The 23,295-nt window shown below is 65.6% G+C and carries 20 protein-coding genes and 1 tRNA gene; 13 read left to right on the plus strand and 8 right to left on the minus strand.

Annotated features, from left to right (window positions below; translation table 11 throughout):
• The first annotated feature begins 161 nt into the window (after positions 1 to 161).
• The 5 genes from rnr to QWL29_RS02295 all read left to right on the plus strand — a co-directional run bounded on the left by rnr (position 162) and on the right by QWL29_RS02295 (position 7,598).
• Positions 162 to 3,641, plus strand: coding sequence for a ribonuclease R (gene rnr, locus QWL29_RS26630; protein ID WP_370663657.1), 3,480 nt, complete (start codon positions 162 to 164; stop codon positions 3,639 to 3,641).
• A complete protein-coding gene (gene rlmB, locus QWL29_RS02280) occupies positions 3,638 to 4,372 on the plus strand; it encodes a 23S rRNA (guanosine(2251)-2'-O)-methyltransferase RlmB (protein ID WP_305821264.1) in 735 nt (244 codons plus the stop codon). The genes rnr and rlmB overlap by 4 nt, the downstream gene beginning before the upstream one ends.
• A gap of 173 nt (positions 4,373 to 4,545) precedes the next feature.
• Entirely contained in the window at positions 4,546 to 6,081 is a 1,536-nt protein-coding gene (locus tag QWL29_RS02285) for a hypothetical protein (protein WP_305821265.1), read from the plus strand.
• 103 nt (positions 6,082 to 6,184) lie between these two features.
• Positions 6,185 to 6,922 carry a serine O-acetyltransferase gene (cysE, locus tag QWL29_RS02290; protein WP_305821266.1) on the plus strand — a complete coding sequence of 246 codons (738 nt, stop codon included), beginning with the start codon at positions 6,185 to 6,187 and terminating at the stop codon, positions 6,920 to 6,922.
• A 7-nt stretch (positions 6,923 to 6,929) separates the two neighbouring features.
• The gene (locus QWL29_RS02295; RefSeq protein ID WP_305821267.1) at positions 6,930 to 7,598 is read left to right on the plus strand and encodes a YceH family protein; all 669 of its coding nucleotides are present in this window, start codon (positions 6,930 to 6,932) and stop codon (positions 7,596 to 7,598) included.
• Between the two features lie 15 nt (positions 7,599 to 7,613).
• Here QWL29_RS02295 and QWL29_RS02300 read toward each other — a convergent pair whose 3' ends face one another.
• The 8 genes from QWL29_RS02300 to QWL29_RS02335 all read right to left on the minus strand — a co-directional run bounded on the left by QWL29_RS02300 (position 7,614) and on the right by QWL29_RS02335 (position 13,752).
• Positions 7,614 to 8,504 (minus strand): alpha/beta fold hydrolase, encoded by an 891-nt coding sequence (locus QWL29_RS02300; protein ID WP_305821268.1) that lies wholly within the window; start codon positions 8,502 to 8,504, stop codon positions 7,614 to 7,616.
• Positions 8,505 to 8,533: 29 nt separating this feature from the next.
• A complete protein-coding gene (locus tag QWL29_RS02305) occupies positions 8,534 to 9,280 on the minus strand; it encodes a hypothetical protein (RefSeq protein ID WP_305821269.1) in 747 nt (248 codons plus the stop codon).
• 11 nt (positions 9,281 to 9,291) lie between these two features.
• On the minus strand, positions 9,292 to 10,278 hold the full coding sequence (locus tag QWL29_RS02310) for a hypothetical protein (protein ID WP_305821270.1): 987 nt from the start codon (positions 10,276 to 10,278) through the stop codon (positions 9,292 to 9,294).
• Complete coding sequence (locus QWL29_RS02315; RefSeq protein ID WP_305821271.1) at positions 10,275 to 11,132, minus strand: ABC transporter ATP-binding protein; 858 nt, start codon at positions 11,130 to 11,132, stop codon at positions 10,275 to 10,277. The genes QWL29_RS02310 and QWL29_RS02315 overlap by 4 nt, the downstream gene beginning before the upstream one ends.
• Complete coding sequence (locus QWL29_RS02320; protein WP_305821272.1) at positions 11,129 to 11,497, minus strand: GntR family transcriptional regulator; 369 nt, start codon at positions 11,495 to 11,497, stop codon at positions 11,129 to 11,131. Before QWL29_RS02320 ends, QWL29_RS02315 begins: the two co-directional genes overlap by 4 nt.
• A 332-nt stretch (positions 11,498 to 11,829) precedes the next feature.
• Complete coding sequence (locus QWL29_RS02325) at positions 11,830 to 12,579, minus strand: UDP-2,3-diacylglucosamine diphosphatase (RefSeq protein ID WP_305821273.1); 750 nt, start codon at positions 12,577 to 12,579, stop codon at positions 11,830 to 11,832.
• Positions 12,580 to 12,627: 48 nt separating this feature from the next.
• Positions 12,628 to 13,122, minus strand: a complete 495-nt coding sequence (locus QWL29_RS02330; RefSeq protein ID WP_305821274.1) for a peptidylprolyl isomerase — start codon at positions 13,120 to 13,122, stop codon at positions 12,628 to 12,630.
• 51 nt (positions 13,123 to 13,173) lie between these two features.
• On the minus strand, positions 13,174 to 13,752 hold the full coding sequence (locus tag QWL29_RS02335; protein WP_370663658.1) for a peptidylprolyl isomerase: 579 nt from the start codon (positions 13,750 to 13,752) through the stop codon (positions 13,174 to 13,176).
• Positions 13,753 to 14,043: 291 nt separating this feature from the next.
• Here QWL29_RS02335 and cysS point away from each other — a divergent pair, with 291 nt between their 5' ends.
• The 8 genes from cysS to tssG all read left to right on the plus strand — a co-directional run bounded on the left by cysS (position 14,044) and on the right by tssG (position 23,294).
• Entirely contained in the window at positions 14,044 to 15,444 is a 1,401-nt protein-coding gene (cysS, locus tag QWL29_RS02340) for a cysteine--tRNA ligase (RefSeq protein WP_305821275.1), read from the plus strand.
• A complete protein-coding gene (locus tag QWL29_RS02345; RefSeq protein ID WP_305821276.1) occupies positions 15,444 to 16,130 on the plus strand; it encodes a DNA-3-methyladenine glycosylase family protein in 687 nt (228 codons plus the stop codon). Before cysS ends, QWL29_RS02345 begins: the two co-directional genes overlap by 1 nt.
• 75 nt (positions 16,131 to 16,205) lie before the next feature.
• A complete protein-coding gene (locus QWL29_RS02350) occupies positions 16,206 to 17,183 on the plus strand; it encodes an acetyl-CoA carboxylase carboxyltransferase subunit alpha (RefSeq protein ID WP_305821277.1) in 978 nt (325 codons plus the stop codon).
• A 24-nt stretch (positions 17,184 to 17,207) separates the two neighbouring features.
• On the plus strand, positions 17,208 to 18,623 hold the full coding sequence (gene tilS, locus QWL29_RS02355) for a tRNA lysidine(34) synthetase TilS (protein WP_305821278.1): 1,416 nt from the start codon (positions 17,208 to 17,210) through the stop codon (positions 18,621 to 18,623).
• A gap of 128 nt (positions 18,624 to 18,751) precedes the next feature.
• On the plus strand, positions 18,752 to 19,999 hold the full coding sequence (locus QWL29_RS02360; RefSeq protein WP_305821279.1) for an aspartate kinase: 1,248 nt from the start codon (positions 18,752 to 18,754) through the stop codon (positions 19,997 to 19,999).
• A gap of 100 nt (positions 20,000 to 20,099) precedes the next feature.
• Positions 20,100 to 20,192: transfer RNA gene (locus QWL29_RS02365), tRNA-Ser, on the plus strand.
• Between the two features lie 172 nt (positions 20,193 to 20,364).
• Complete coding sequence (gene tssF, locus QWL29_RS02370; protein ID WP_305821280.1) at positions 20,365 to 22,227, plus strand: type VI secretion system baseplate subunit TssF; 1,863 nt, start codon at positions 20,365 to 20,367, stop codon at positions 22,225 to 22,227.
• Entirely contained in the window at positions 22,197 to 23,294 is a 1,098-nt protein-coding gene (tssG, locus tag QWL29_RS02375; RefSeq protein WP_305821281.1) for a type VI secretion system baseplate subunit TssG, read from the plus strand. The genes tssF and tssG overlap by 31 nt, the downstream gene beginning before the upstream one ends.
• Position 23,295: the final 1 nt, after the last annotated feature.

A 23,295-nucleotide genomic window follows, 5' to 3' on the forward strand; every position in this document is an offset into this window, starting at 1 on the left:
GCCTTATTTGCTGAGCTTATTTGTCCAAGCCTTTTCGTTCACCATATAGCGCGCCACGGCGCACGCTTCGTTAGGCGAATCGCCCGGTCCTCCGTTACACTACGCCTGTCAAGGTGTCAATCCAACCATGGCACCGGCCGCTCCGGCGCTTATATAGAAGAATTCAAGAAAACGATTTGAAGCAACCTACTCATACCATTCCTAGCCGCGAGGAAATCCTCGGCGTCTTCCGCGATGCCGGTACCTCACTCGACGCGGCCACTCTTGCGCGTGCCCTGAAGGTCAAGCCTGATGCCCAGGAAGTGCTGGGCCGCCGCCTGAACGCCATGCAGCGCGACGGACAACTCACTGCCGGCGACGACGGCGTCTATACGCTGGCCGACAGCGGCGGCTTCGTTGCCGGCCGCATCGCCGCCCACCGCGACGGCTTCGGCTTCGTGATCCCGGACGAGCCGGGCGCCGACCTGTTCCTGAACGACAAAGAGATGCAGAAGGTGCTGCATGGCGACCGCGTGCTGGCGAAAGTCACGGGCACGGACCGCCGCGGCCGTCCTGAAGGCACGATCGTCGAAGTCGTCGAACGCGCGAACAGCCACATCATCGGCCGCCTGCTCAACGAAGGCGGCGTCTGGATCGTCGCGCCGGAAGACCAGCGCATGAACCAGGACGTGCTGGTGGCCGGCGGACCGGGCAAGGCGAAAGCCGGCCAGGTCGTGAGCGTGGAACTGATCGAACAGCCGGCGCGTTTCCAGCAGCCGACGGGCCGCATCGTCGAAGTGCTCGGCGAGCTGGATGACCCGGGCATGGAAATCGAAATCGCCGTGCGCAAGTTCGGCGTGCCGCACGTGTTCTCGCCGACCGCGCTCAAGCAAGCGAATAAACTGCCGAACGAAGTGCACGATCCCGACCTGGTCGACCGCGTCGATTTGCGCGACGTGCCTTTGGTGACCATCGACGGCGAAGACGCACGCGACTTCGACGATGCCGTCTACTGCGAACCGGTCAAGCTTGGCGGCGAGCGCGGCTACCGCCTGCTGGTGGCGATCGCCGACGTCAGCCACTACGTGAAGCCGAACGATTCCCTGGACGCCGACGCCATCGAGCGCAGCACCTCGGTGTATTTCCCGCGCCGCGTGATCCCGATGCTGCCTGAGAAGCTGTCGAACGGCCTGTGCTCGCTGAACCCGGCCGTCGACCGCCTGACCCTGGTCTGCGACATGGTGGTCACCGCCAAGGGCGAAGTCACGGCTTACCAGTTCTACCCGGCCGTGATCCACTCGGCCGCGCGCCTGACCTATAACCAGGTCGCCGCCGTGCTGGCCGATCCGAAGGGCGAAGAAGCGCAGGCGCGTCCGGCCATCGTGCCACACCTGCTGAACCTGAACGACGCCTTCCATGCGCTGCTGGGCGCGCGCCAGGAACGCGGCGCCATCGATTTCGAGACGACCGAAACCTACATCGTCTGCAACCCGATGGGCAAGATCGAAAAGATCATCCCGCGCACCCGCAACGACGCGCACCGCCTGATCGAGGAGTGCATGCTGGCCGCGAACGTCTGCGCCGCCGACCTCCTGATCCGCCACAAGCACCCGGGCACCTTCCGCATCCACGCGGTGCCGACCGAGGAAAAGCTGAACCAGCTGCGCACCTTCCTCAAGCAGACCGGCCTGAACCTGGGCGGCGGCAGCAAGCCGGCCGCATCCGACTACGCCGCCGTCATGCGCGAGATCAAGGAGCGTCCGGACGCAGCCCTCCTGCAGACCATGCTGCTGCGCTCGATGCAGCAAGCCGTCTACAGCCCGGACAACGTCGGCCACTTCGGCCTGGCCTACGAGGCCTATGCCCACTTCACCAGCCCGATCCGCCGCTATCCCGACCTGCTCACGCACCGCGCGATCAAGGCGATCCTGCTGGGCAAGCGCTACGAGCCGAAGGGCATCGACCTCGGCAAGCTGAACACCACCGTGTCGAACGCCACCCGCAAGCAGGCCGCGAAAGACAAGCTTGAGGGCAAGGTCAAGAACGAAAAGGACCTGACCATCTGGGACGCGCTCGGCGTGCACTGCTCGGCCAACGAGCGCCGTGCCGACGAAGCGTCGCGCGATGTCGAGAACTGGCTGAAGTGCTACTTCATGCAGGACAAGCTGGGCGAGTCCTTCACCGGCACCGTGGCCGGCGTAACCACCTTCGGCATCTTCGTGCAGTTGGACGAGTTATACGTCGAGGGCCTGGTCCACGTGACCGGCCTGGGCCAGGATTACTTCCAGTACGACGAAGCGCGCCATTTGCTGCGCGGCGAGCGCACGGGTAAGACCTTTGGCCTGACCGACCGCGTGACGGTGCAGGTGGCCAAGGTCGACCTGGAAGCACGCAAGATCGACCTGGTGCTCGCCGAGGGTGAGGGCGCGGTTGCCGCGCCTGCACAGGACCGCCAGCCATCCCGCGCCGACGAGGGCCGGGGCAAGGCCAAGGCCGCCAATGGCCGCGATGCCAAGCCGGTCCAGGCGAACGGCAACGGCGGCGGCAATGCATCGCGCCTGAACTTCGACGAGCTCGCCGAAACCAAGCCGTCCGGTAAGTCCAAGCGTTCGCGCCGTGCCCGCAAGGAAGCGGCGGAACTGGCGCGCCAGCAGGCGAACGACGGCCGCGCACCGGAACTGCAAGCCGACAACGAGATCGAGACCGAAGTCGAGGCCGGAGTCGGGGCCGGAGTCGGGTCCACATCGGCCGAAATCGTCGGCAAGAGCAAGAACAAGCGTTCGCGCAGCGCGCGCCGCAGGGCCGCGGCGGAACGCCAGGCAGCGAGTGCGCAGGCGGCGAACGTGCAGCCAGCGAACGTGCAGCCAGTTAGTCCGCAACCGGCCCAGGACGCCCAGGTGTACAAGGTCGAAGCGCCGCAAGTGCAGCCGCAGCCGGAAGCTACGCCGCAGCCAGCAGCAAAACCGGCACGCAAGGCGAAAGCCAAGCCAGTGCCGGCAGCAGCGCCCGTGGAAGCGGCCGCTCCAGCCGTGGTGCCAGCACCCGCTGCAGTGCCAGCCCCGGTTGAAGCGGCAGCAGCCGAAGCTCCAGTCAAGCCGGCGCGCAAGCGCAAGGCCGCCGCTGCACCGGCCCCGGTTGAGCAGGTGGAAGCCGTGCGCGAGCCGGTTGCCGCCGCAGCGCCGCAGCCGCTGGACGCCCCAGTGCCTGCAGCGCCGAAGCGCACCCGCGCCGCCAAGGCCATCAAGGCCGTGCTGGAAACCCCGGCCCCGGCGCCGCAAGCCGAGACCGCCGTCGAGGCAGCACCGGTGGCGGCCAAGCGTGCACGCCGCACCAAGGCCGCCGACGTGGTTGCGCAAGTTGCCGAGGCGTCGCCAAGTGTCGCCGAAGCCATCGCCGCCGTCGAAGCGCCGGCCAAGCCACGCCGCACGCGCGCCGTCAAAGCCGTGGCTGAAGCGGCGCCAGCAGTAGAGCCGGCTGCAGCACCGGCAGCAGCACCAGCAGCCAAAACCGCAGTCAAACCTGCGGCCAAAACCGCAGCCAAACCTGCAGCCAAGACCGCAGCACCCGCACCCAGCGCCGCCGCCAAGAGCAGCGCCAAGAAGAAGCCGGCCGCCGAGGCCGGCACCGCATCCAAAACGAGCAAGAAAAGAAGTAAAGCATGAAGAATAAAATGATTTTCGGTTTCCACGCGGTGACGTCGCGCTTGCGCCACGAAGCCCAGTCGGTGGAAGAAATCTTCGTCGACGCCGAGCGCAACGACGCCCGCATGAAGGCCCTGGTCGCCAACGCCAAGGAAGCCGGCGTGCGCGTGATGCCGGTCGAGGCAGCCCGTCTCGACAAGATCGTCGGCACCCGCCGCCACCAGGGCGTGATCGCGTTCGCCAGCCAGCTGGCGCTGGCGCGCAACCTCGATGAGCTGCTGGACGCCATCGAGGGCCCGCCGCTGCTGCTGATCCTCGACGGCATCACCGACCCGCACAACCTGGGCGCCTGCCTGCGTGTGGCCGACGGCGTCGGCGCGCACGCGGTCATCGTGCCGAAGGACCGCGCAGTCGGCCTGAACGCCACCGCGGCCAAGGTCGCCAGCGGCGCCGCCGAGACCGTGCCTTACATCACGGTGACCAACCTGGCGCGCACCATGCGCGACCTGAAGGAACGCGGCATCTGGCTGATCGGCACCTCGGACGACGCCGACAAGGGCCTGTACGAAGCCGACTTCACCGGCCCGACCGCGCTGGTGATGGGCTCGGAAGGCGAGGGCATGCGCCGCCTGACCCGCGAAACCTGCGACCTGCTGGTCAGCATCCCGATGTTCGGTTCGGTCGAGAGCCTGAACGTGTCGGTGGCCTCGGGCGTCTGCCTGTACGAGGCACGGCGCCAGCGCGGGGCCTGATTCCCCGGACACGCGCGCCAGGCAGGCGCGCTAGCCGCCGGTTTTTGCTGGCAATCATTGAGCGCCCTTCGTGGGCGCTTTTTTATTGTCTCAGTGCAACTTCGTTGACGCCGCCGTACGCATAATGGCTCGTCTATCAACGCCATGCCGCCTGCCTTCCAACGGAGTCCGCCATGAACAACCCCTGTTACCAAGCCTCGGGCCGGGTGCCCGTCACCCTCCTGCCACTATTCCTGCTCGCCTTGCTGGCCATCCTGCCCTGCGCCTGGGTGTATGCATGGGCTCTCGGCAGCATTCCCATCGTGATCGGCGTCCTGCTTGCATTTGCCTACTCGGCCTGCATGGCGCTGATCGTACGGACGCTTGCCACCTGCGCCAAAGTGCGCAATCCCGGCTGGATGGGCAAGGCCGGCATCCTGCTGGCGCTGGCCGGCTGGTATGTCCAGTGGGCGTTCTGGCTCGCCATGCTGGTCAGCGCGAAGTCCGGCGCCACGGCAGGCACCTTGCAGGTAGCACTCAACGCGGCGCTCGACCCCGCCGACATGTTCGCCGTGGCGTCCGACATTGCCACGAGCGGCGGCGTACGGATCAGGAACGCGGCTGTGCCGGGCTTCATCGTCGCCCTGATCTGGCTGGGCGAACTGGCCATGCACCTGATGCTGCCGTCGCTGATGGGCCGCATGCGTGCCGGGGAGCCATTCTGCGAGACTGCGCTTGCCTGGGCCGACAGCCAGGTGGTGGAAGGGCGTTTTGCCTTGCTCGGCAGCGAAGACGTCGAGCGCCTGCGCGCCGATCCGGCGTTGCTGCCCACACTGCTGGTGCCGCTGGCGCTTGACGCGCCCGATTACGCCGAACTCACCATCTACCGCTGCCGGGCATCCGACTCGTTCGCGTCGCTGGTAAACATCACGTCGCATCCGGGCGATCGGGGCCGTCCCGAACGCAGGAAGGAGCCGCTGGTCGATTACCTGCGCCTGCCAGGCATGGATGTAGATGCGCTTGTCAGGCAGCTGACGCAGCCGCAAGATATCGCTGGCCGGGACGAAAACGCCGACCGCCCGGTCGCCCCCGAACTGGCGCCGGCCCTGGCCCTCCTGCAGGATGGCGCACACGAGCAAGCCTGCACCGCGGCGGCGGCCCAGCTGAACTCGGACGACCCGGCAGTGCAAGCCGACGCCCTGCGCATCTGCGCGCTCGCCTGTTCCGGCATCGAGCGCTGGAGCGAGGCCCGCTACTTTTGGCAGGCATTGTTCGGCCACGAGCCGACCGCGCACAACGCCCTGCAGGCCGCGACCACCTCGGTGATGGCCGGCGCCACGGCGCAAGGTGTCGACTGGGTCGAGCAGGCGGCGGAGCTGAACCTGCGATCGCGCGAACTGCCCATGCTGCAGGTCTGGATCGGCTTCGTCACCGCGCTCGGCCGCGTGGGACAGGAGCGGGCGGCGCTGCCCTACCTGGAAAAGATCCGCCAGGTGTATGCCGAACTCGGCACCACCGATGCGACGGTGCTGTACGCCCAGCGCATTCCCTTCTTCGGCGCTTTCCTCGACAACACGCGCCCGCTGGTGCGCGCCGCGCTCGACGACGAGCAGGGCCGGCGCTGGTATGCCGCGCTGCTGCCCAGCCTGGACGCCAGCGGCAGGCAGGAGCTCAATGCCTGGCTCGACGAGGCGTTTGGCGAAAGCGCCTGGCAGCAGCCGATGGCATGAGCGGCGACGCGGAAGGCGCCGCCGGCTTGCCAAAACCGCCAACTCGCAAGCAGCCAGCAGCCGGATAAGCTACCATTGCCGCTGTTTTGCTTTTGTACTCATTATGTTTGCCTCCCTGCGCGAAGATATTCGCAACATCATCGAACGCGACCCGGCCGCCCGCAACGGCTGGGAAGTGCTCACCTGCTATCCCGGCCTGCACGCCATTGTCCTGCACCGCTGGGCGCATGCCTGCTGGCGCCTGAACCTGAAATGGCTGGGCCGCTTCGTCTCGCACATCGCGCGCATCGTCACCGGCATCGAGATCCATCCCGGCGCCACCATCGGCCGCCGCGTCTTCATCGACCACGGCTTCGGCGTGGTGATCGGCGAAACGGCGATCGTCGGCGACGACTGCACCATCTACCAGGGCGTCACGCTCGGCGGTACCACCCTGGTGGCCGGCACCAAGCGCCACCCGACGCTGGAGCGCGGCGTGATCGTCGGCGCCGGCTCGCAGGTATTGGGCGCGTTCACGGTCGGCGAGTTCGCCAAGATCGGCTCGAACGCGGTGGTGGTCAAGCCGGTGCCGGCCGGCGCCACGGCGGTCGGCAACCCGGCCCACATCATGCGCAAGGAAGACCAGTCGAGGAGTGCCCGCATGTTCGCCGCCTATGGCGTGACGCCGAACGGCGACGACCCCTTGAGCAAGGCGCTGCGTGGCCTGATCGACCACGTGGCGCGCCAGGACGAGCAGCTCGAACGCCTGACGGCCACCATCAAGGCGGCCGGCATCGCCTGTCCGAATGTGCGCGAGGGTGATAAACTCGACTCGGCCGAACTGAACCGGCTGGTCGACTGAGGAACCGATGACTGAAGAAACCAAGGATGTACTGGATCCGTTCGAGATCCGCGTGCTGGCCGTGCTCGCCGAAAAAGAAGCGCTCACGCCCGATAACTACCCGATGTCGCTGAACGCCATCACCAACGGCTGCAACCAGCTGTCGAGCCGCGATCCGGTGATGCAGCTGTCCGAGGACACCGTCCAGGACACCCTGCAGCGCCTGATCGAACGGCGCCTGGTGAACGGCATCACCCAGGCCGGCGCGCGCGTCGCCAAGTACGAGCACCGCATGCGCATCAAGTGGACGCTGGAGCAGGATAAGGTGGCCGTGCTGACCGTGCTGATGCTGCGCGGCCTGCAGACCGCCGGCGAAATCCGCACCCGCACCGGGCGCCTGCACGAGTTCAAGAGCGTGGCCGAGGCGGAAAGCGCGCTGCAGTTCCTGATCGATAAATACCCGCCGCTGGTGGCCAAGCTGGAACGCGCGCCGGGCACCAAGGAATCGCGCTACGGCCAGCTGCTGGGCGGCGAGATTTCGGTGGCGCGCGACGATTCGGCCTTTGGCGCCGCCGCCGGCCATGCGGCGCCGGCGGGCAGCCGCATCGGCCAGCTGGAGGCGGAAGTGGCGGCCCTGCGCGACGAAGTGGCCGACCTGAAGGCCCAGTTCGAGGCCTTCCGCCAGCAGTTCCAGTAACGTTGCGGTAAAACCTCAGCGCTGCGCCTGCAGCGCCGGCTCGCCCGTAGCCTTGTCGGCTGCGGCAATTACCTCCTTGACGGCCGCAATCACCAGCTCGGGTTCCTCGAGCTGGATGTTGTGGCCGCTCTTGCTTGTGACCACCTGCGAGCCGGTACGGAACTGGCGCACGAAGTCCGCCTGCAGCTGCAGCTTGATGGCCACCGCTTGCGGCGTCTCCAGGAAGAACTCGGGCTTTTCCGCCTGCTGGTTCGAGGTCAGCACCACGGTCGGCACATCCGGCAGCTTGCCGGCGAAGGGCAGCTTGCCGCTGTCGAGCACCGGCTGCAAGAGCTTGAGCTCGGGCTGGAACTTCGGCGGCACGATGCCGGCAAAGGCGCGGTCGTCGCTCGCTGCGCGCTCGGCGTCGAGCTGGCGCAGGGCCGGATTGAAGCGCTCGTCGCTCGGATCGACCAGCACCATGCCGGCCACCTGATCCGGATGACGCGCGGCGAACGAGCGCATCAAGAGGGCGCGATACGAATGCCCGACCAGCACGAACGGCGGCGCCAGTTTTGCGCTGGCGATCAGCTGTTCCAGTTCGATCGTGCTTTGCTCGATGGTGCGCGGTTCCGGACGCGCTTCGGACTGGCCATGGCCGGCACGCGAATACGCCACGGCGCGCGCCGACTTGGCCACTTCCGGCGCCACCTTGCGCCAGGCCCGTAAATCGGTGCCGAAGCCGGATTCGAAAATCACGGTGTAGCGCCCGCTGCCGAGGCTGGCCATCTGCATCGCATACGGCTTGGCGCCGACAGCGACCTGTTCGCTGGCGAGGGCGGCCGGCGTTGGGGCTTGCGCCTGCGCCAGGGTGCAGCAAGCCAGGGCCAGGGCCGACATCATCGTGCGGAGTAGTTTGTTCTTCATTTGGTCTCGCTATTCTTGTGGTGATCGGTTCAGTTCGTGGGAGCCGGCGCAAACTCCAGCTCGACCAGCGCATCGTCGCCCCAGGACATGTCGCCCAGCGCCACGCTGAAGCGGTCGCCGGAGGTGGTCAGCAGCTTGCTGCGCTTGCCCTCCTGCAGGATCGCGCCGACGATCGGCGCGTCGCTGTCGAAGCCCCAGTCCGGCATCGCTTTCTTGTGCGTGAAATTGCACCAGTCGCGGGTCAAGAGCAGTCCGTTGATCGCCACCACCCAGAACAGCGGAATCTCTTCCTTGGCGATGGCAATCATCGTCTTGCATTCCAGCCGCAGGTCGCCCAGGCGGCGCACATTGGCCGGCAGGCCCGGGGTGCGCACATCCGGATGGATGCGGTACAGCTTGCGTTTCTGGTTCAGCACCACCTCGCCGTTCTCGTGCTCGGCCGCCTCGCTGCGCGGCACGCTGAAGCGGTTGGCGGCGTCCAGGTCCAGCGGCAGGACGAAGTCGTGGTCGCCTTCGATCCGCACGCGCGGCTGCTCGGGCAGCCCGGCGCCGCCGCGCGGCCGGATCCGGAAGCGCAGTTCCGGCACGTTCGGCGCCAGGGCGTGGTGCTGGTCGAAGCTGTCCAGCCCGGCCAGCACGGCCTTGTAGGTATGGATCTCCGGGTTGCGGATCGCGTTCACTTTCACGGTATCCGGCTCGTCGACGCCCGGCACGGCGGCGGCCGGGTTTGCCAGGAGCAGGGCGCCGAGGGCGCAGGCAAGCATGATGGGGCGCATGGCCGGCTCCCTCAGCCTTCGTCGCGCCAGCGGCGCAGGCGGATGGCCGCGGCAATCATCGCCACGCCGCCGGCGGCGCCGACCCAGGCTTCGGGCCGCGCCAGGCTGCCCCAGGAGGCGCTCAGCAGCGACAGCATGTCCGCGCCGTACTGGGCACGCACCGGCAGGGCGGTGCCGCCGTCCATGAACCAGGCGCCAGGAACCAGGCCCAGCAGCATGGTCTCGAGCACGTTGTTGATGATCCAGTCGGCGTTGATGGTGGTGCCGTACAGGGCCAGCATGTAGTCCAGCCACTTCAGCAGCACCGCCACGATCAGCGGCACGCCCACGGCCCACAGGAAGACCTTCGATTTGGCCCAGCTCGACACCAGCAGCAGCCAGCCGGCGGTCGGCAGCGCCCACAGCACATACACCGGGATCATGGCCAGCAGGTACACCGGCGACAGGTACAGGTTGATGTTGCTGAGCACCGGCGCGAACAAATTCACACCCTGGGCGCTGACGGCGATCCCGGCGAGCAGCAGGATCACGAAGGCGGCGGCGCTGGCGATGCCGATGGTGATCGCCGGCGCCAGCACCAGCGCCGTCAGCAGCTTCGACAGCACGGTGGTGGTGTCGGAAATCGGCAGCGACTTCCAGAACAGGATGCTGCGGTCGCGGCGGTCGTCGTAGAGCGCGGCCAGGCAATAGAAGAAAGCCACCACCGGCAGCACGATGAAGATCGGCGCGCCGACGGCCATGTAGTTGTTTGCCGCCACGTTCGCCATCTCGTTGCGGGTGTGGCCGGTCGCCAGCACCGACATCTGCGTGCGGTGTATCTCCTCGCCATCGACCCGCACCGTGACACTGTCGCCCTGGAACTTGTCGGCGCCGACGCCGTAGCCGACCACGCCCGCCACCAGCACCACCATGATCGCCGCCGCAATCAGCGGCGCCCACACGAAGCCGCCCTTGTGTTCCCAGAACTCGCGGCGCAGCAGCCATTTCATCGTATTCATGCGTAGGTTCCTTTCATGGTTGCCACAAACAGATCGGCGACGCTGGGATTGCGCGTTTCGCCGAGGGCGGACAGCTGGGCGCGCGAGACGCCGTCGAACAGCATCACCGACTTGCCGAACACGGTGCGCTGGTCGATCGGCTGCAGCGCATTCGCCGCGTTCACCTTGTCGGCCGGCACCATCACTTCCACGTAACGCTCGCCCACTTCGTCCATCGAAGCGGCCAGCACGATCTTGCCGTCGCGGATGAACATCAAATCGGTCAGGATGTGCTCGACTTCCTCGACCTGATGGGTGGTGATGACAATCGTTTTGTTCTCGTCAAAATAGTCTTCCAGCAGGTTCTGGTAGAACTGCTTGCGGTACAGGATGTCCAGGCCGAGCGTCGGTTCGTCCAGCACCAGCAGCTTGGCGTCGATCGCCATGACGAGTGCCAAATGCAGCTGGACGATCATGCCCTTCGACATCTGCTTGACCTTCATCTCGGGTTTCAGGCGGGTATTCGCGATGTAGCGCTCGGCGCGGGTGCGGTCGAAGCGCGGGTGGATGCCGGCCACGAAGTCGATGGCGTCGCGCACTTTCAGCCAGCGCGGCAGGATCGCCACGTCGGCGATGAAGCAGACGTCCTGCATCAGGGCGTCGCGCTGGGTGCGCGGGTCCAGGCCCATCACGCGCAGTTCGCCGTCAAAAGGAATCAGGCCGAGGGCCGCCTTCAGGGTCGTGGTCTTGCCTGAGCCGTTGGGGCCGATCAGGCCGACGATGCGGCCTGCGGGGATCTCGAAGTCGATGCCGTCGATGGCCGTCTGCTTGCCGTATTTCTTGCTCAGGTTCCTGGCGGAGATGGCGGCGTTCATGCTGTGCCTCCCGGCTCCGTGGTGTGCAGCAATTGCTCGACATTCAAGCCGAGCTGGCGGATGCGCTCGACCATGGCCGGCCATTCCTCGCTCAGGAAGCGCTCGCGCTCGCTGGCCAGCAGTTTCTCGCTTGCTCCTTCAGTGACATACATGCCAATTCCCCTTCGTTTTTCTACTAGGTTTTCGTCGACCAGCTCCTGGTAGGCCTTGGAGACGGTGATCGGGTTGAGTTGGTATTCGGCCGCGATCTGGCGGACCGAGGGCAGGGCGTCGCCGGCTTTCAGTACCCCGTCGAGCATCATGCCGATGACGCGGTCCTTCAGTTGGCGGTAGATCGGTGCGTTGTCGTTCCAGCCGATGTTCATGTCCGGCCTCCCTGTCGCGCTGGTGTTGCCACATGTTCCTGCATGTCTGGCTCCTGTGGGTGAATGCGTTGGTGTTGTAGTGGAGTATGACACCAGCATTCCGGTCAACCAGCGGGATGCGACGAGCTGCAAGAAATCGGGAATAAACGGCAGGAAAGGCGCGCTGGACCGGAGGACAGCCGGATGGTTCGCCAGGACCAGGCAATGCTGTGGGCACGACAAATCCTCTTGCAAGCGCTGTGGAACCAGCGAGCAATCATAGAGGATTTGTTTGCGAGAAAACTAACGAATTATTGCTGAGTACGAAGTATTTACGCAGCGTCCGCAGATGCTTAGCCATCGTGTGCACAGCGCACGATCTGGCCATCTTCCAAAACAGCGATCCAGCCGCCGCGCGCCGGCTCGGCATCGCGCTCCCAGTCCGGCAGTACGTAGCGCAGGCGTTCGCCGTGCCGGTGCAGGGCGGGGCGGTGGGTGTGGCCATGGATCAGCACCTGCGCGCCGCTGGCGTCGAACAGGGCCTCGATGGCTTCCGGCGTCACATCCATGATGTCGTAGGACTTGGTGGTGTGCGCTTCGCGGCTGCCTTCGCGCATGCCGGCGATGATGGCCTTGCGCTGGGCCAGGGGCATGGCCAGGAACTGCGCCTGCCAGGCCGGCTGGCGCACCATGGCGCGAAATGCCATGTACCTGGTGTCGAGCGTGCATTCGGCGTCGCCATGCACGAGGGCGATGCGCCGGCCATTGACGTCGATGACGTGCGGTTCCTGCAGCAGGGTCAGCCCGGCGGCGTCGGCGAAGCCCTGGCCGACCAGGAAATCGCGGTTGCCGGCCATCCAGAACAGTGCGACGCCACTGTCGGCGAGATTGCGCAGGGCGGCAATGATGCGGGCATGGAAGGGCGTGTCGAGATCGTCGTCGCCGGCCCAGTATTCGAAGATGTCGCCTAGCAGGTAGAGCTGGCGGGTATGGCGCCCGTGTTCTTCCAGGAAGCGGAAGAAAGCCTCGGCGGTGCGAGGATGGGATTCCTGCAGGTGCAGGTCGGAAATGAAAAGCGCGAGCGTGCGCGCAGGAATGGACATGGTGGTACTGGTGTTCTCGTTCCCGCGCGCCTTTACCTGACTAGCTGATTACTGGACGACTTCGATTTTCTCGATGATGACCGGCTCGGCAGGCACGTCGGAATGCATGCCCGAACGCGAGGTGGCCACGCCGTTGATGGCGTCGACGATCTCGGTGCCCTGGGTGACTTTGCCGAACACGGCGTAGCCCCAGCCGTCCTGGCCCGGGTAGTTCAGGAAGTCGTTGTTCTTGGTGTTGATGAAGAACTGGGCCGATGCCGAATGCGGCGCCGAGGTACGGGCCATGGCGATGGTGTATTTGTCGTTCTTCAGGCCGTTCTTGCCTTCGTTTTCGACGGTGGCGTCGGTGGCCTTCTGCTTCATGCCCGGCTCGAAACCGCCGCCCTGGATCATGAAGTCCTTGATCACGCGGTGGAAGATCGTGTTCGAGAAGTGACCTTGTTCGACGTATGCCAGGAAGTTGGCAACGGTCTTCGGCGCTTTTTCAGCGTCCAGCTCGACGGTGATGTTGCCCTTGTTGGTGGTCATGAGTACGGAGGTCATGTGCTGTCCTTTTTTAATGAAATTCGTGTATGAATGCGAAATGCACAAGCGTTATTTTACAAGCTTATCGCCCGACAGGATGGTCGCGTTCTGAATCACGACCGGCACGACCGGCACATTCTGCATGCCGCGCACGTCGTCGACCATCACGTTCTTGATCTTGTCGACCGTTTCCTGGCCCTTCACCACGCGGCCAAACACGGCATAGCCATGGCCATCCATGCCCGGATAATCGAGGCCGCCGTTGTCGTTGGTATTGATGAAGAATTGCGAGGTGGCCGAGTTCGGATCGCCGGTGCGCGCCATCGCCACCGTGTACGGCTTGTTCGAGAGGCCATTCTGGGCTTCGCTGGCGATGGGCTTGCGCACGCCCGGCTTGTCGATCAGTTTCTCGGTATAGCCACCGGCCTGGATCATGAAGTCGCTGATCACGCGGTGGAAGACCGTGCCTTTGTAAAAGCCGGCTTTCACGTATTGCAGGAAATTCGCCGTGCTTTTCGGCGCCTTTTCCTGGTCCAGTTCGATGACGATCTCGCCCATCGTGGTCTTCAGGGACACCTGCGGATTCTCGAAGGCAAAGGCGGCGCCCGAGATCATCAGGGCGGCGCCGGCGGCGGCAACCTGCATCATCAGGCGGCGGGTTGGGTGTGCGATGGTGTGCTTCAAGGGCTCTCCTTGGTGGACGTGGCGCAAAGCCGTGTCAAGTCTTTTACAGAAAAATAAACCTGAGCCGTAGGCGGCCAGTCGGGTTTTTATCAATGCTATACTTTGCGCAGAACGTCCCATTCTATCAAGAAGAACAACAACGAGGGTCTCGACGATCCCGACGCAAAGCATCACCTCCCGGCGCGCGCCCGTTTTGGCGCTGTGCCCGGCATTCGCTTGCTCGGGCGTCCCGTTCCCTCAGATTCATCATCACCAATGAGCCAATTAAAGATCTATAACACGCTGGCGCGCGAAAAACAGGTATTTGTCCCGATCGAGGCCGGCAAGGTCGGCATGTACGTATGCGGCATGACCGTCTACGACTACTGCCACGTCGGACACGCACGCATGATGATGGCCTTCGATGTCATCTACCGCTGGCTCATGGTGTCGGGCTACGAAGTCAAGTACGTCCGCAACATTACCGACATCGAAGACAAGATCATCAAGCGCGCCGCCGAGAACGGCGAAACCATGGCTTCGCTGGTGAACCGCTTCACGCGCTATATGGACGAGGACATCGAGGCGCTCGGCATGCTGGCGCCGAACGCCGTGCCGCGCGCCACCGAGCACGTGCCGGGCATGCTGTCGATCATCGGCATGCTCGAGGAAAAAGGCCTGGCCTACCGCAGCGAAGACGGCGACGTCAACTTTGCCGTGCGCCAGTTCGAGGGCTACGGCAAACTGTCCGGCAAGTCGCTCGACGATTTGCGCGCCGGCGAACGCGTCGATGTGAATACCGGCAAGCGCGATCCGCTCGACTTCGTGCTCTGGAAAGCCGCCAAGGAATCCGAGCCCGACGAAGCGAAATGGGATTCGCAATGGGGCCGCGGCCGCCCGGGCTGGCACATCGAGTGCTCGGCCATGTCGTGCGCGCTGCTGGGCGAGCACTTCGACATCCACGGCGGCGGCCAGGACCTGCAGTTCCCGCACCACGAAAACGAGATCGCCCAGAGCGAAGGCGCGTTCGGCGGCCCGATGGTGAACTACTGGGTGCACAACGGTTTCGTGCGCGTCGATAACGAAAAGATGTCCAAGTCCCTGGGCAACTTCTTCACCATCCGCGACGTGCTCAAGAAATACGATGCCGAAGTGGTGCGCTTCTTCATCGTGCGTACCCACTACCGCAGCCCGCTGAATTATTCCGACGTCCACATCGACGACGCCAAGGCGGCCCTGACGCGCCTGTACACGGCGCTTGCCGATGTCGATCTCGGCGCTGACGCCGTGGAAGTCGACTGGAGCGAGGAGCACGCGGTGCGTTTCCGCGAAGCGATGGACGACGATTTCAACACGCCGCTGGCCGTGGCCGAACTGTTCGACCTGGCCAGCGAAGTCAATCGCACGAAGTCGATCGACACCGCGCGCCAGCTGAAGGCGCTGGCCGGCGTGATCGGCCTGCTCGAACGCGCGCCGCAGGACTTCCTGCGTGCCGGCGTCGGCAGCGGCGAAGGCGGTCTCGACGAAGCGGCGATTGCCGGCCTGATCGAGCAGCGCGCCGCCGCCAAGAAGGCGCGCAACTTCGCCGACGCCGACCGCATCCGCACCGAACTGACTGCCGCCGGGATCATCCTCGAAGACAAGCCAGACGGCACCACGAATTGGCGCCGCGCATAATGGCAGCCGAACAGGACAAGGGCGGCCCGGGGGCGCCGGCGCCGGAACTCGACGTTCCCGCCTACTGGGCCGAGGCCAAGGCGGAACTGATGCGGCGCGACCGCATCATGAAGCGCCTGATCCCGCAAATCGGCGACATGCACCTGAAGGGCCACCCGGACCCGTTCACGACGCTGGCCCGTTCCATCGTCGGCCAGCAGGTCACGCCGAAAGCCGCCGACGCCGCCTGGACCAAGCTCGGCCTGGCCTGCCCGAAACTGACCCCGGCGCAAGTGATCAAGCTGGGCGGCGAGGGGCTGGCCGCCTGCGGCCTGTCGAAGCGCAAGACCGAATACATCCTGGATCTTGCAGACCACTTCAAGGCCAAGCGCGTGCACACGAATTTGTGGTCGCAGATGGACGACGAGGCGGTCATTGCCGAGCTGGTCCAGATCCGCGGCATCAGCCGCTGGACAGCCGAGATGTTTTTGATATTTAATCTGCTTCGCCCGAACGTCCTGCCGCTGGACGACGCCGGTTTGATCCAGGGCATCAGCCAGAACTATTTTTCCGGCGAGCCGGTGTCGCGCAGCGATGCGCGCGAAGTCGCGGCGAACTGGGAACCCTGGCGCACCGTCGCCACCTGGTATTTGTGGCGCAGTCTCGACCCTGTAAATGGGTCTGATGGCGCGTCCGATACGGTCTAGGCTGCGGTAGAATAGCGCCGAATCAGGTCCGCCGGCCCCGCGCCGGCGCGGCCACAGAACAACCCCGGAGGTACAATGACTAAAACAACTTTCCTCAGCTTCGAGCAGCCGATTGCCGAGCTCGATTCGAAAATCGAAGAGCTCCGCTTCGTCCAGGACGATTCGGCCGTCGATATTTCGGAAGAAATCGACCGCCTGGCCAAGAAAAGCCAGCAGCTGACCAAGGATATCTACGCCAAGCTGACCCCATGGCAAGTGTCGCAGATCGCGCGCCACCCGCAGCGTCCCTACACCATGGACTACGTGAACGCGATCTTCACCGACTTCCACGAGCTGCACGGCGACCGTACCTTCGCCGACGACCAGTCGATCATCGGCGGCCTGGCGCGCTTCAATGGCCAGGCCTGCATGGTCATCGGCCACCAGAAGGGCCGCGACACCAAAGAGCGCGCGATGCGCAATTTCGGCATGCCCAAGCCCGAAGGCTACCGCAAGGCCATGCGCCTGATGAAGCTGGCGGAAAAGTTCAACCTGCCGATCTTCACGTTTGTGGATACGCCAGGCGCCTTCCCCGGCATCGACGCCGAAGAGCGCGGCCAGTCGGAAGCGATCGGCCATAACCTGTACGTCATGGCCGAGCTGAAAGTGCCGCTGATCGCCACCATCATCGGCGAAGGCGGCTCCGGCGGCGCACTCGCGATTGCCGTCGGCGACGCGGTGCTGATGCTGCAATACGCCACCTATTCGGTGATCTCGCCGGAAGGCTGCGCCTCGATCCTGTGGAAGACCTCGGAGCGCGCTTCGGACGCGGCCGACGCCCTGGGCCTGACCGCGCACCGCCTGAAAGCCATGGGCGTGATCGACAAGATCATCACCGAACCGCTGGGCGGCGCCCACCGCGACCCGAAAGGCATGGCGCAGATGCTGAAACGCGCGCTGGCCGACACCCTGCGCCAGTTCCAGGGCATGAAGACCAAGGACCTGCTCGAATCCCGTCACCAGAAGCTGATGGCATACGGCAAGTTCAAGGAAACCCTGCCCACCGAAGAATAATTCTTCCTTCATTCGAGATGTTCAGTGAGTAGTCCTTCAGCCGGGCAGGTCCCGGCCATTTTCGCGCGCGCCCTCGCGGCGCTGCGCGAGCAGGTTTCCCCTTCCTCCCTTGCCATAGCCTGTAGCGGCGGCCTCGATTCGATGGTCTTGCTGCACCTGGCGTCCAGCTGGTGCCGCCAGCATGGCGTGTCCCTGTTTGCCTTCTACGTCCATCATGGTTTGAGCCCGCATGCCGATGCCTGGCTGGCGCACGTCGAGGCGTCCGCCGCCGCGCTCGGCGCCGTGGCTGACCATCGCCGCGTGGCGGTGGAGAAGGGCGGCTCCGGCATCGAGGCGGCGGCGCGCAAGCTGCGTTACCGCGCGCTGGGCGAGATGTGCCGCACGCATGGGGCCGGCCTGCTGCTGACCGCCCACCACCTCGACGACCAGGCCGAGACCGTGCTGCTGCAACTGCTGCGCGGCTCGGGCCCGGCCGGTTTGTCGGGCATGGATGCGGCCAACAGCGCGCCTGAACTGCTCGGCAACCCGGACCTGGTGATGGCGCGCCCGCTGCTGCCGCTGGCGCGCGCCGAGCTGGAAGCCTATGCGGCCGAGCACGATCTCGCCTGGGTCGAGGACGAATCGAACCTGGACCCGCGCTACGCCCGGAATGCCCTGCGCCACACGGTAATGCCGGCCCTGGCCCAGGCCTTTCCCGGCTTCCAGGCCCGCTTCGCACGCAGTGCCGCGCATGCGCAGTCGGCGCAGCGCTTGCTGGACGAGTTGGCGGCGCAGGACCTGGCCGCCAACCTGGTCGACGGCGCCATCGATGTCGCGCACCTGCGGTCGATGTCGCTCGACCGCGCCTACAACATGCTGCGCCACTGGTTCCGCCAGCAGGGGCTGGCAATGCCGTCGACGGCCTGGCTGGTGGAGATGGTGGCGCAACTGGTCGAAGCCCGCCACGACGCGCAATTGCTGGTGACCCACCCGGCCTGCCACATCCGCCGCCACCGCGACCGCCTGTACATCACGCCGAAGCTGGCCGATCTGGCCGGCATGCGCGACCCGGACGACGAAGGCGTGATCGAGAAGCTCGGCGAACCTTTTACCTGGAAGGACGAGTCCTCGCTGGCCTTCCCGGCCTATGGCGGTGTGCTGCATTTCGATGTCGCCGACGTCGGTTTCGACGCCGCCTGGCTACGCGGCCGGGCGTTGGTGATCGACTTCCGCAAGGGCGGAGAACGCCTGAAGCTGGCGCCGAACCGCCCGACGCGCGGGCTGAAGGCGCACTACCAGGCGGCCGACGTGCCGGCCTGGGAACGCGCGCGGCTGCCCATCGTCAGCAGCGGTTCGGACTTGCTGTACGCGGCCGGACTGGGCATGGATTGCCATCACTTCGGTAGCAGCGCGGATGCCCGTATCGCCTTGCGCTGGGAGTCAAACATCGAACAGTTGTAATACGTAAAACGTATTACTTTATTTTGATTCCGTATAGCTTTTCGGACTTCCCTCTCTTGTGATTTTGCGCTGCAGCATGCTAGAGTGATTATCCCCTTTTATCATTTTCAAGCTGGGAAGCTCCTTTTATGGCTTTAATTGTCCACAAATACGGTGGTACGTCGATGGGTTCGACGGACCGTATCAAGAACGTTGCGGCCCGCGTCGCCAAGTGGCATGACGCGGGGCACCAGATCGTCGTGGTGCCGTCGGCGATGTCGGGCGAAACCAATCGCCTGATCGGCCTGGCCAAGGAACTCATGGCCCAGCCCGACCCGCGCGAACTGGACATGATCGCCTCGACCGGCGAGCAGGTGTCGGTGGGCCTGCTGGCGATGGCGCTGCTGGCCATCGGCAAGGACGCCGTTTCCTACACCGGCTGGCAGGTCGGCATCCGCACCGATTCCTCGTTCACCAAGGCGCGCATCCAGTCGATCGACGACTCGCGCGTGCGCAGCGACCTCGACGCGGGTAAGATCGTCATCATCACCGGCTTCCAGGGCGTGGACGAGCAGGGCAACATCTCGACCCTGGGCCGCGGCGGTTCCGACACTTCGGCCGTGGCGATCGCCGCCGCGCTGAAGGCCGACGAATGCCTGATCTACACCGACGTCGACGGCGTCTACACCACCGATCCGCGCGTGGTGGATGAAGCGCGCCGCCTGGAAAAGATCACGTTTGAAGAAATGCTGGAACTGGCCTCGCTCGGATCGAAAGTGCTGCAGACGCGCTCGGTCGAGTTCGCCGGTAACTACCAGGTCCCGACGCGCGTGCTGTCGTCGCTGACCGACCCCCTGATGCCATTGGCCGAGGAAGCCAAGTCGGGCACCCTGATTTCGTTTGAGGAAGAAACCAACATGGAACAAGCCGTCATCTCCGGTATCGCATTCACCCGTGATGAAGCCAAGATTACCGTCATCGGCGTGCCGGACAAGCCGGGCGTTGCCTTCCACATCCTGGGTCCGGTATCGGACGCCAACATCGAAGTGGACATGATCATCCAGAACCAGTCGGTGGACGGCAAGACCGATTTCACCTTCACCGTCTCGCGCGGCGACTACCAGCGCGCCATGGCGGTGCTGGAAAGCCAGCGCGAAGAGCTCGGCTACACCCGCATCGTCGGCGACGCCAAGGTCTCGAAGGTCTCGGCTGTCGGCGTGGGCATGCGCAGCCACGTCGGCGTCGCCTCGCAGATGTTCCGCACCCTGGCCGACGAGAACATCAACATCATGATGATCTCGACTTCCGAGATCAAGATTTCGGTACTGATCGACGAGAAATACATGGAGCTGGCCGTCCGTGCCTTACATAAAGCTTTTGATCTGGAGAAAGCTTAACTTTTTTCATATTTTTGGCCGTGCTTCCTTGACCAAACGGGGCGTGGCCATTAATATGCCTGCACTCAGCGACAACGAGCAACATTGTTAAGAGCTGATTGGAGACGTGGCCGAGTGGCCGAAGGCACATCCCTGCTAAGGATGCATACGGCTTATACCCGTATCGTGGGTTCGAATCCCACCGTCTCCGCCAAAGTTACAAAGAAAAAAGCCACCGCAAGGTGGCTTTTTTCTTTTGTATGTCCGCGCGTACCGATGCAGATGCGCCACACGCACGCCGTCCGACACCTGACCTCCATCAATGCCGGGCTGCCGCCCCGATGGGAGCATGCATCTTGGTCTTCAGCAATTTTTGCGGAGAGCGCATGGATGAGCTTCTGCGGTATTTCGAGGAAGAGCTGGGCCTGTTCGGGGAATTCGCGCGCGAGTTTGCGCGCCGCTATCCAAAGCCCGCCGGCGCCTTGCACCTGGCCGGCGACAGCATCGAAGACCCCGGCGTGGCGCGCCTGATCCAGTCGGTGGCGCTGCTCAGCGCGCGCATCCACAAGCGGCTCGACGACGACTATCCGAAGTTCACCGAGTCGCTGCTCGAAAGCCTGTATCCGCACTACCTGCGGCCCTTGCCCTCGTATTCGGTCGCGCGGCTGGTCCAGGAGGGCGCCGGCGACAGCGGCGAGTTCGCCGAGCTGGCGCGCGGCACGGCGCTGCGCAGCATACCGGTCGCGGGCACGATCTGCCACTTCCGCACCGTGTATCCGGTGCTGGCAGGGCCGCTGCGCGTCCTGCGCGCTTCCTTTGCGGCGCCATTCACTGCCGGGAGGGCGCCGGGTGCGGTGCGCCTGCCGCGCGGGGTGGGCGCCTGCATCGCCATCGAGTTCGGCGTGCGCGGCTCGCTCGGCGCACTGTGCGCGCGTGGGATCGGGCGCGTGCGCCTGTTCGTCGATGCCGACGCCTCGCTGCGCGCCGCCCTGCTCGACGCCCTGTTCATCCACGCGGCAGGGGCCTGGGTCCAGGCCGGGGATGGCGCCTGGCAGGCGCTCGCGCGCGTGCCGCTGCAGCTGGCGGGCCTGGCGCCGGAAGACGCCATCCTGCCCGACAGCGGCCGCTCGCATCCGGCCTTCCGCCTGCTCACCGAGTATTTCAGCTATCCAGAGAAATTTGCATTCGTCGAAGTCGACCTGGCGGCCATGGCGCGCGTGCTGCCGGCCGGGTGCGTGCGCTTCACCCTGCACCTGCCGCTGCGCGCGCCGGCCGCCGACACGCCCGAGGCGCGCCTGCTGGCGCCGCTGTCGCCGCAGCACCTGCTAACCGGCTGCACGCCGGTGGTGAATTTGTTCCGCAAGGGCGGCGATCCGATCCAGCTGTCCCACACCCGGGCCGACTATCCGCTGGCGGCCGATTCGGCGCACGCCGCTTCCTACGAGATCCACAGCATCGACCGGGTGCGCCTGGTGCGCGAAGCGCGCGGCGCAAGTGGAGCAAGCGGAGGAGGCGGAATAAGCGGCATCACCGAGTTCGCCCCGCTGTACGCCGTGGGCCACGATACGCCGGGCGGCGGCGTGCATTTCTGGGTCGCGCGGCGCGACGAGACGCTGGCCCAGGTCAGCCCCGGGCACGAGGTCCGGCTGGCCCTGGTCGACGCCGATTTCCGGCCCAGCGAGGCGGCCGGGGCCACCGTGTCGACCGAGCTCACCTGCAGCAACCGCGACCTGCCGGCGCAGCTGGAGGCGGGCGGCCCCGGCGCCGTCCTGATCGCCGAATCGGCGTCGAGCAGCGCGCCCTGGCGCCTGCTGCGCACGCCGACGCCGAGCCGCCGCTTCGACGGCAAGGGCGCGCACTGGCGCCTGATCGCCCACCTGTCGCTGAACCATGCCGGATTGACCGAGGCCGGACTGGGCGACCTGCAAAAGATGCTGACCTTGTACGACTTGCCGAAGTCGGCCGGCGCGCGGCGCCAGATCGGCGGCATCCTCAAGCTCGAACACGGCAGCGTGCGTGCCTGGATCCGCACCCGCCCGGTGCCGACCCTGATGCCCGGCATCGGCATCCGCATGACGCTCGACGAAGACGCCTTTGCCGGCGCCAGCCTGTACGTGTTCGCCCAGGTGATGGACCGCTACTTCGCCCTGAACAGCCAGCTGAACTGCTTCACCCGGCTCGAGATCGTCTCCGCCCGCAGCGGCCAGGAAATCCTCGCATGCGCCCCACGCAGCACCGAAGCGACGTGAGCGGACTGGGCGGCCTGAGCGCTCTCGAACGCCTGCTGGCCGCGCCGCAGGCCTTCGAGTTCGTCCAGGCGGTGACGATCCTGCTGCGCTGGCTGGAAGAGCAGGGCGTGCCGAACGAACAGGCCTGGCGCGCGCACCTGCGTTTCGCGAACAGTTTGCGCCTGGGTTTCCCGGCCGGCGAGATCGAGGACCTGCGCGCGCTGGAAACGGACGCGGCGCAGGCGCCGCAGTTCCTGCTTACGCCAAGCTTCATGGGCCTGCTCGGCGTTCATGGCGCGCTGCCCCTGCACGACACCGAGCGCATCCAGCAATGGCAGTCGGCGCATGGAGACGACGCACCGCGCGCCTTTCTCGACATCCTGTCCGGGCGTATGCTGGCCCTGTACTACGCGGCCTGGCGCAAGCACCGGGTCGAACATGACCTGGCCTGCGGACTGGATTGCTTCATGCCGCGCCTGCTGGCCCTGGCCGGGGCCGCCGGCAGCAGCATGGCAACCGAAGCGGCAACCGAAGCGACAACCCGCGTGCCGGCGGCGTCGCTGGCCTACTTCGCGGGTTTACTGCACCAGCGCCCGCGCTCGGCGGCCGTGCTGCGCAGCCTGCTGGCGGGCTACTTCGGCGTGCCGGTGGCGCTGCAGGAAACGGTGGGGCACTGGAGCCGCCTCGCTGCCCATGAACAGAGTGCGCTCGGCGCCGCCCGTCTCGGCGAAAACACGCTGCTCGGTGCGCGCAGCTGGCGTCCCGACCTGCGGGTACGCCTGCGGATCGGGCCGCTGGATCGGTCCCGCTTCAGCCGGTTCCTGCCCAGCGGCGACATGGCGGCAGCCCTGCACCAGCTGTTGGCCCAGTTCGCAGTACCGGGCATCGAATTCGAAGTGCAACTCATCCTGCGCGCCGCCGACGTCGGGGCGAGCCGGCTTGCCGGTGCAGACACCCCGCCGCCGCGGCTGGGCCGCGACAGCTTCGTGGTGACGGCGCCGGTAAGCACGGACCGGGCTGACATGCGCTACCTGGTGCGCCCGATGGCGCCTCTGCCACCCATGCCCGCACCCGCTACCCGGCGCTAGC

The sequence above is a fragment of the Massilia brevitalea genome (assembly GCF_030711405.1).
GTDB lineage: Bacteria > Pseudomonadota > Gammaproteobacteria > Burkholderiales > Burkholderiaceae_D > Telluria > Telluria brevitalea.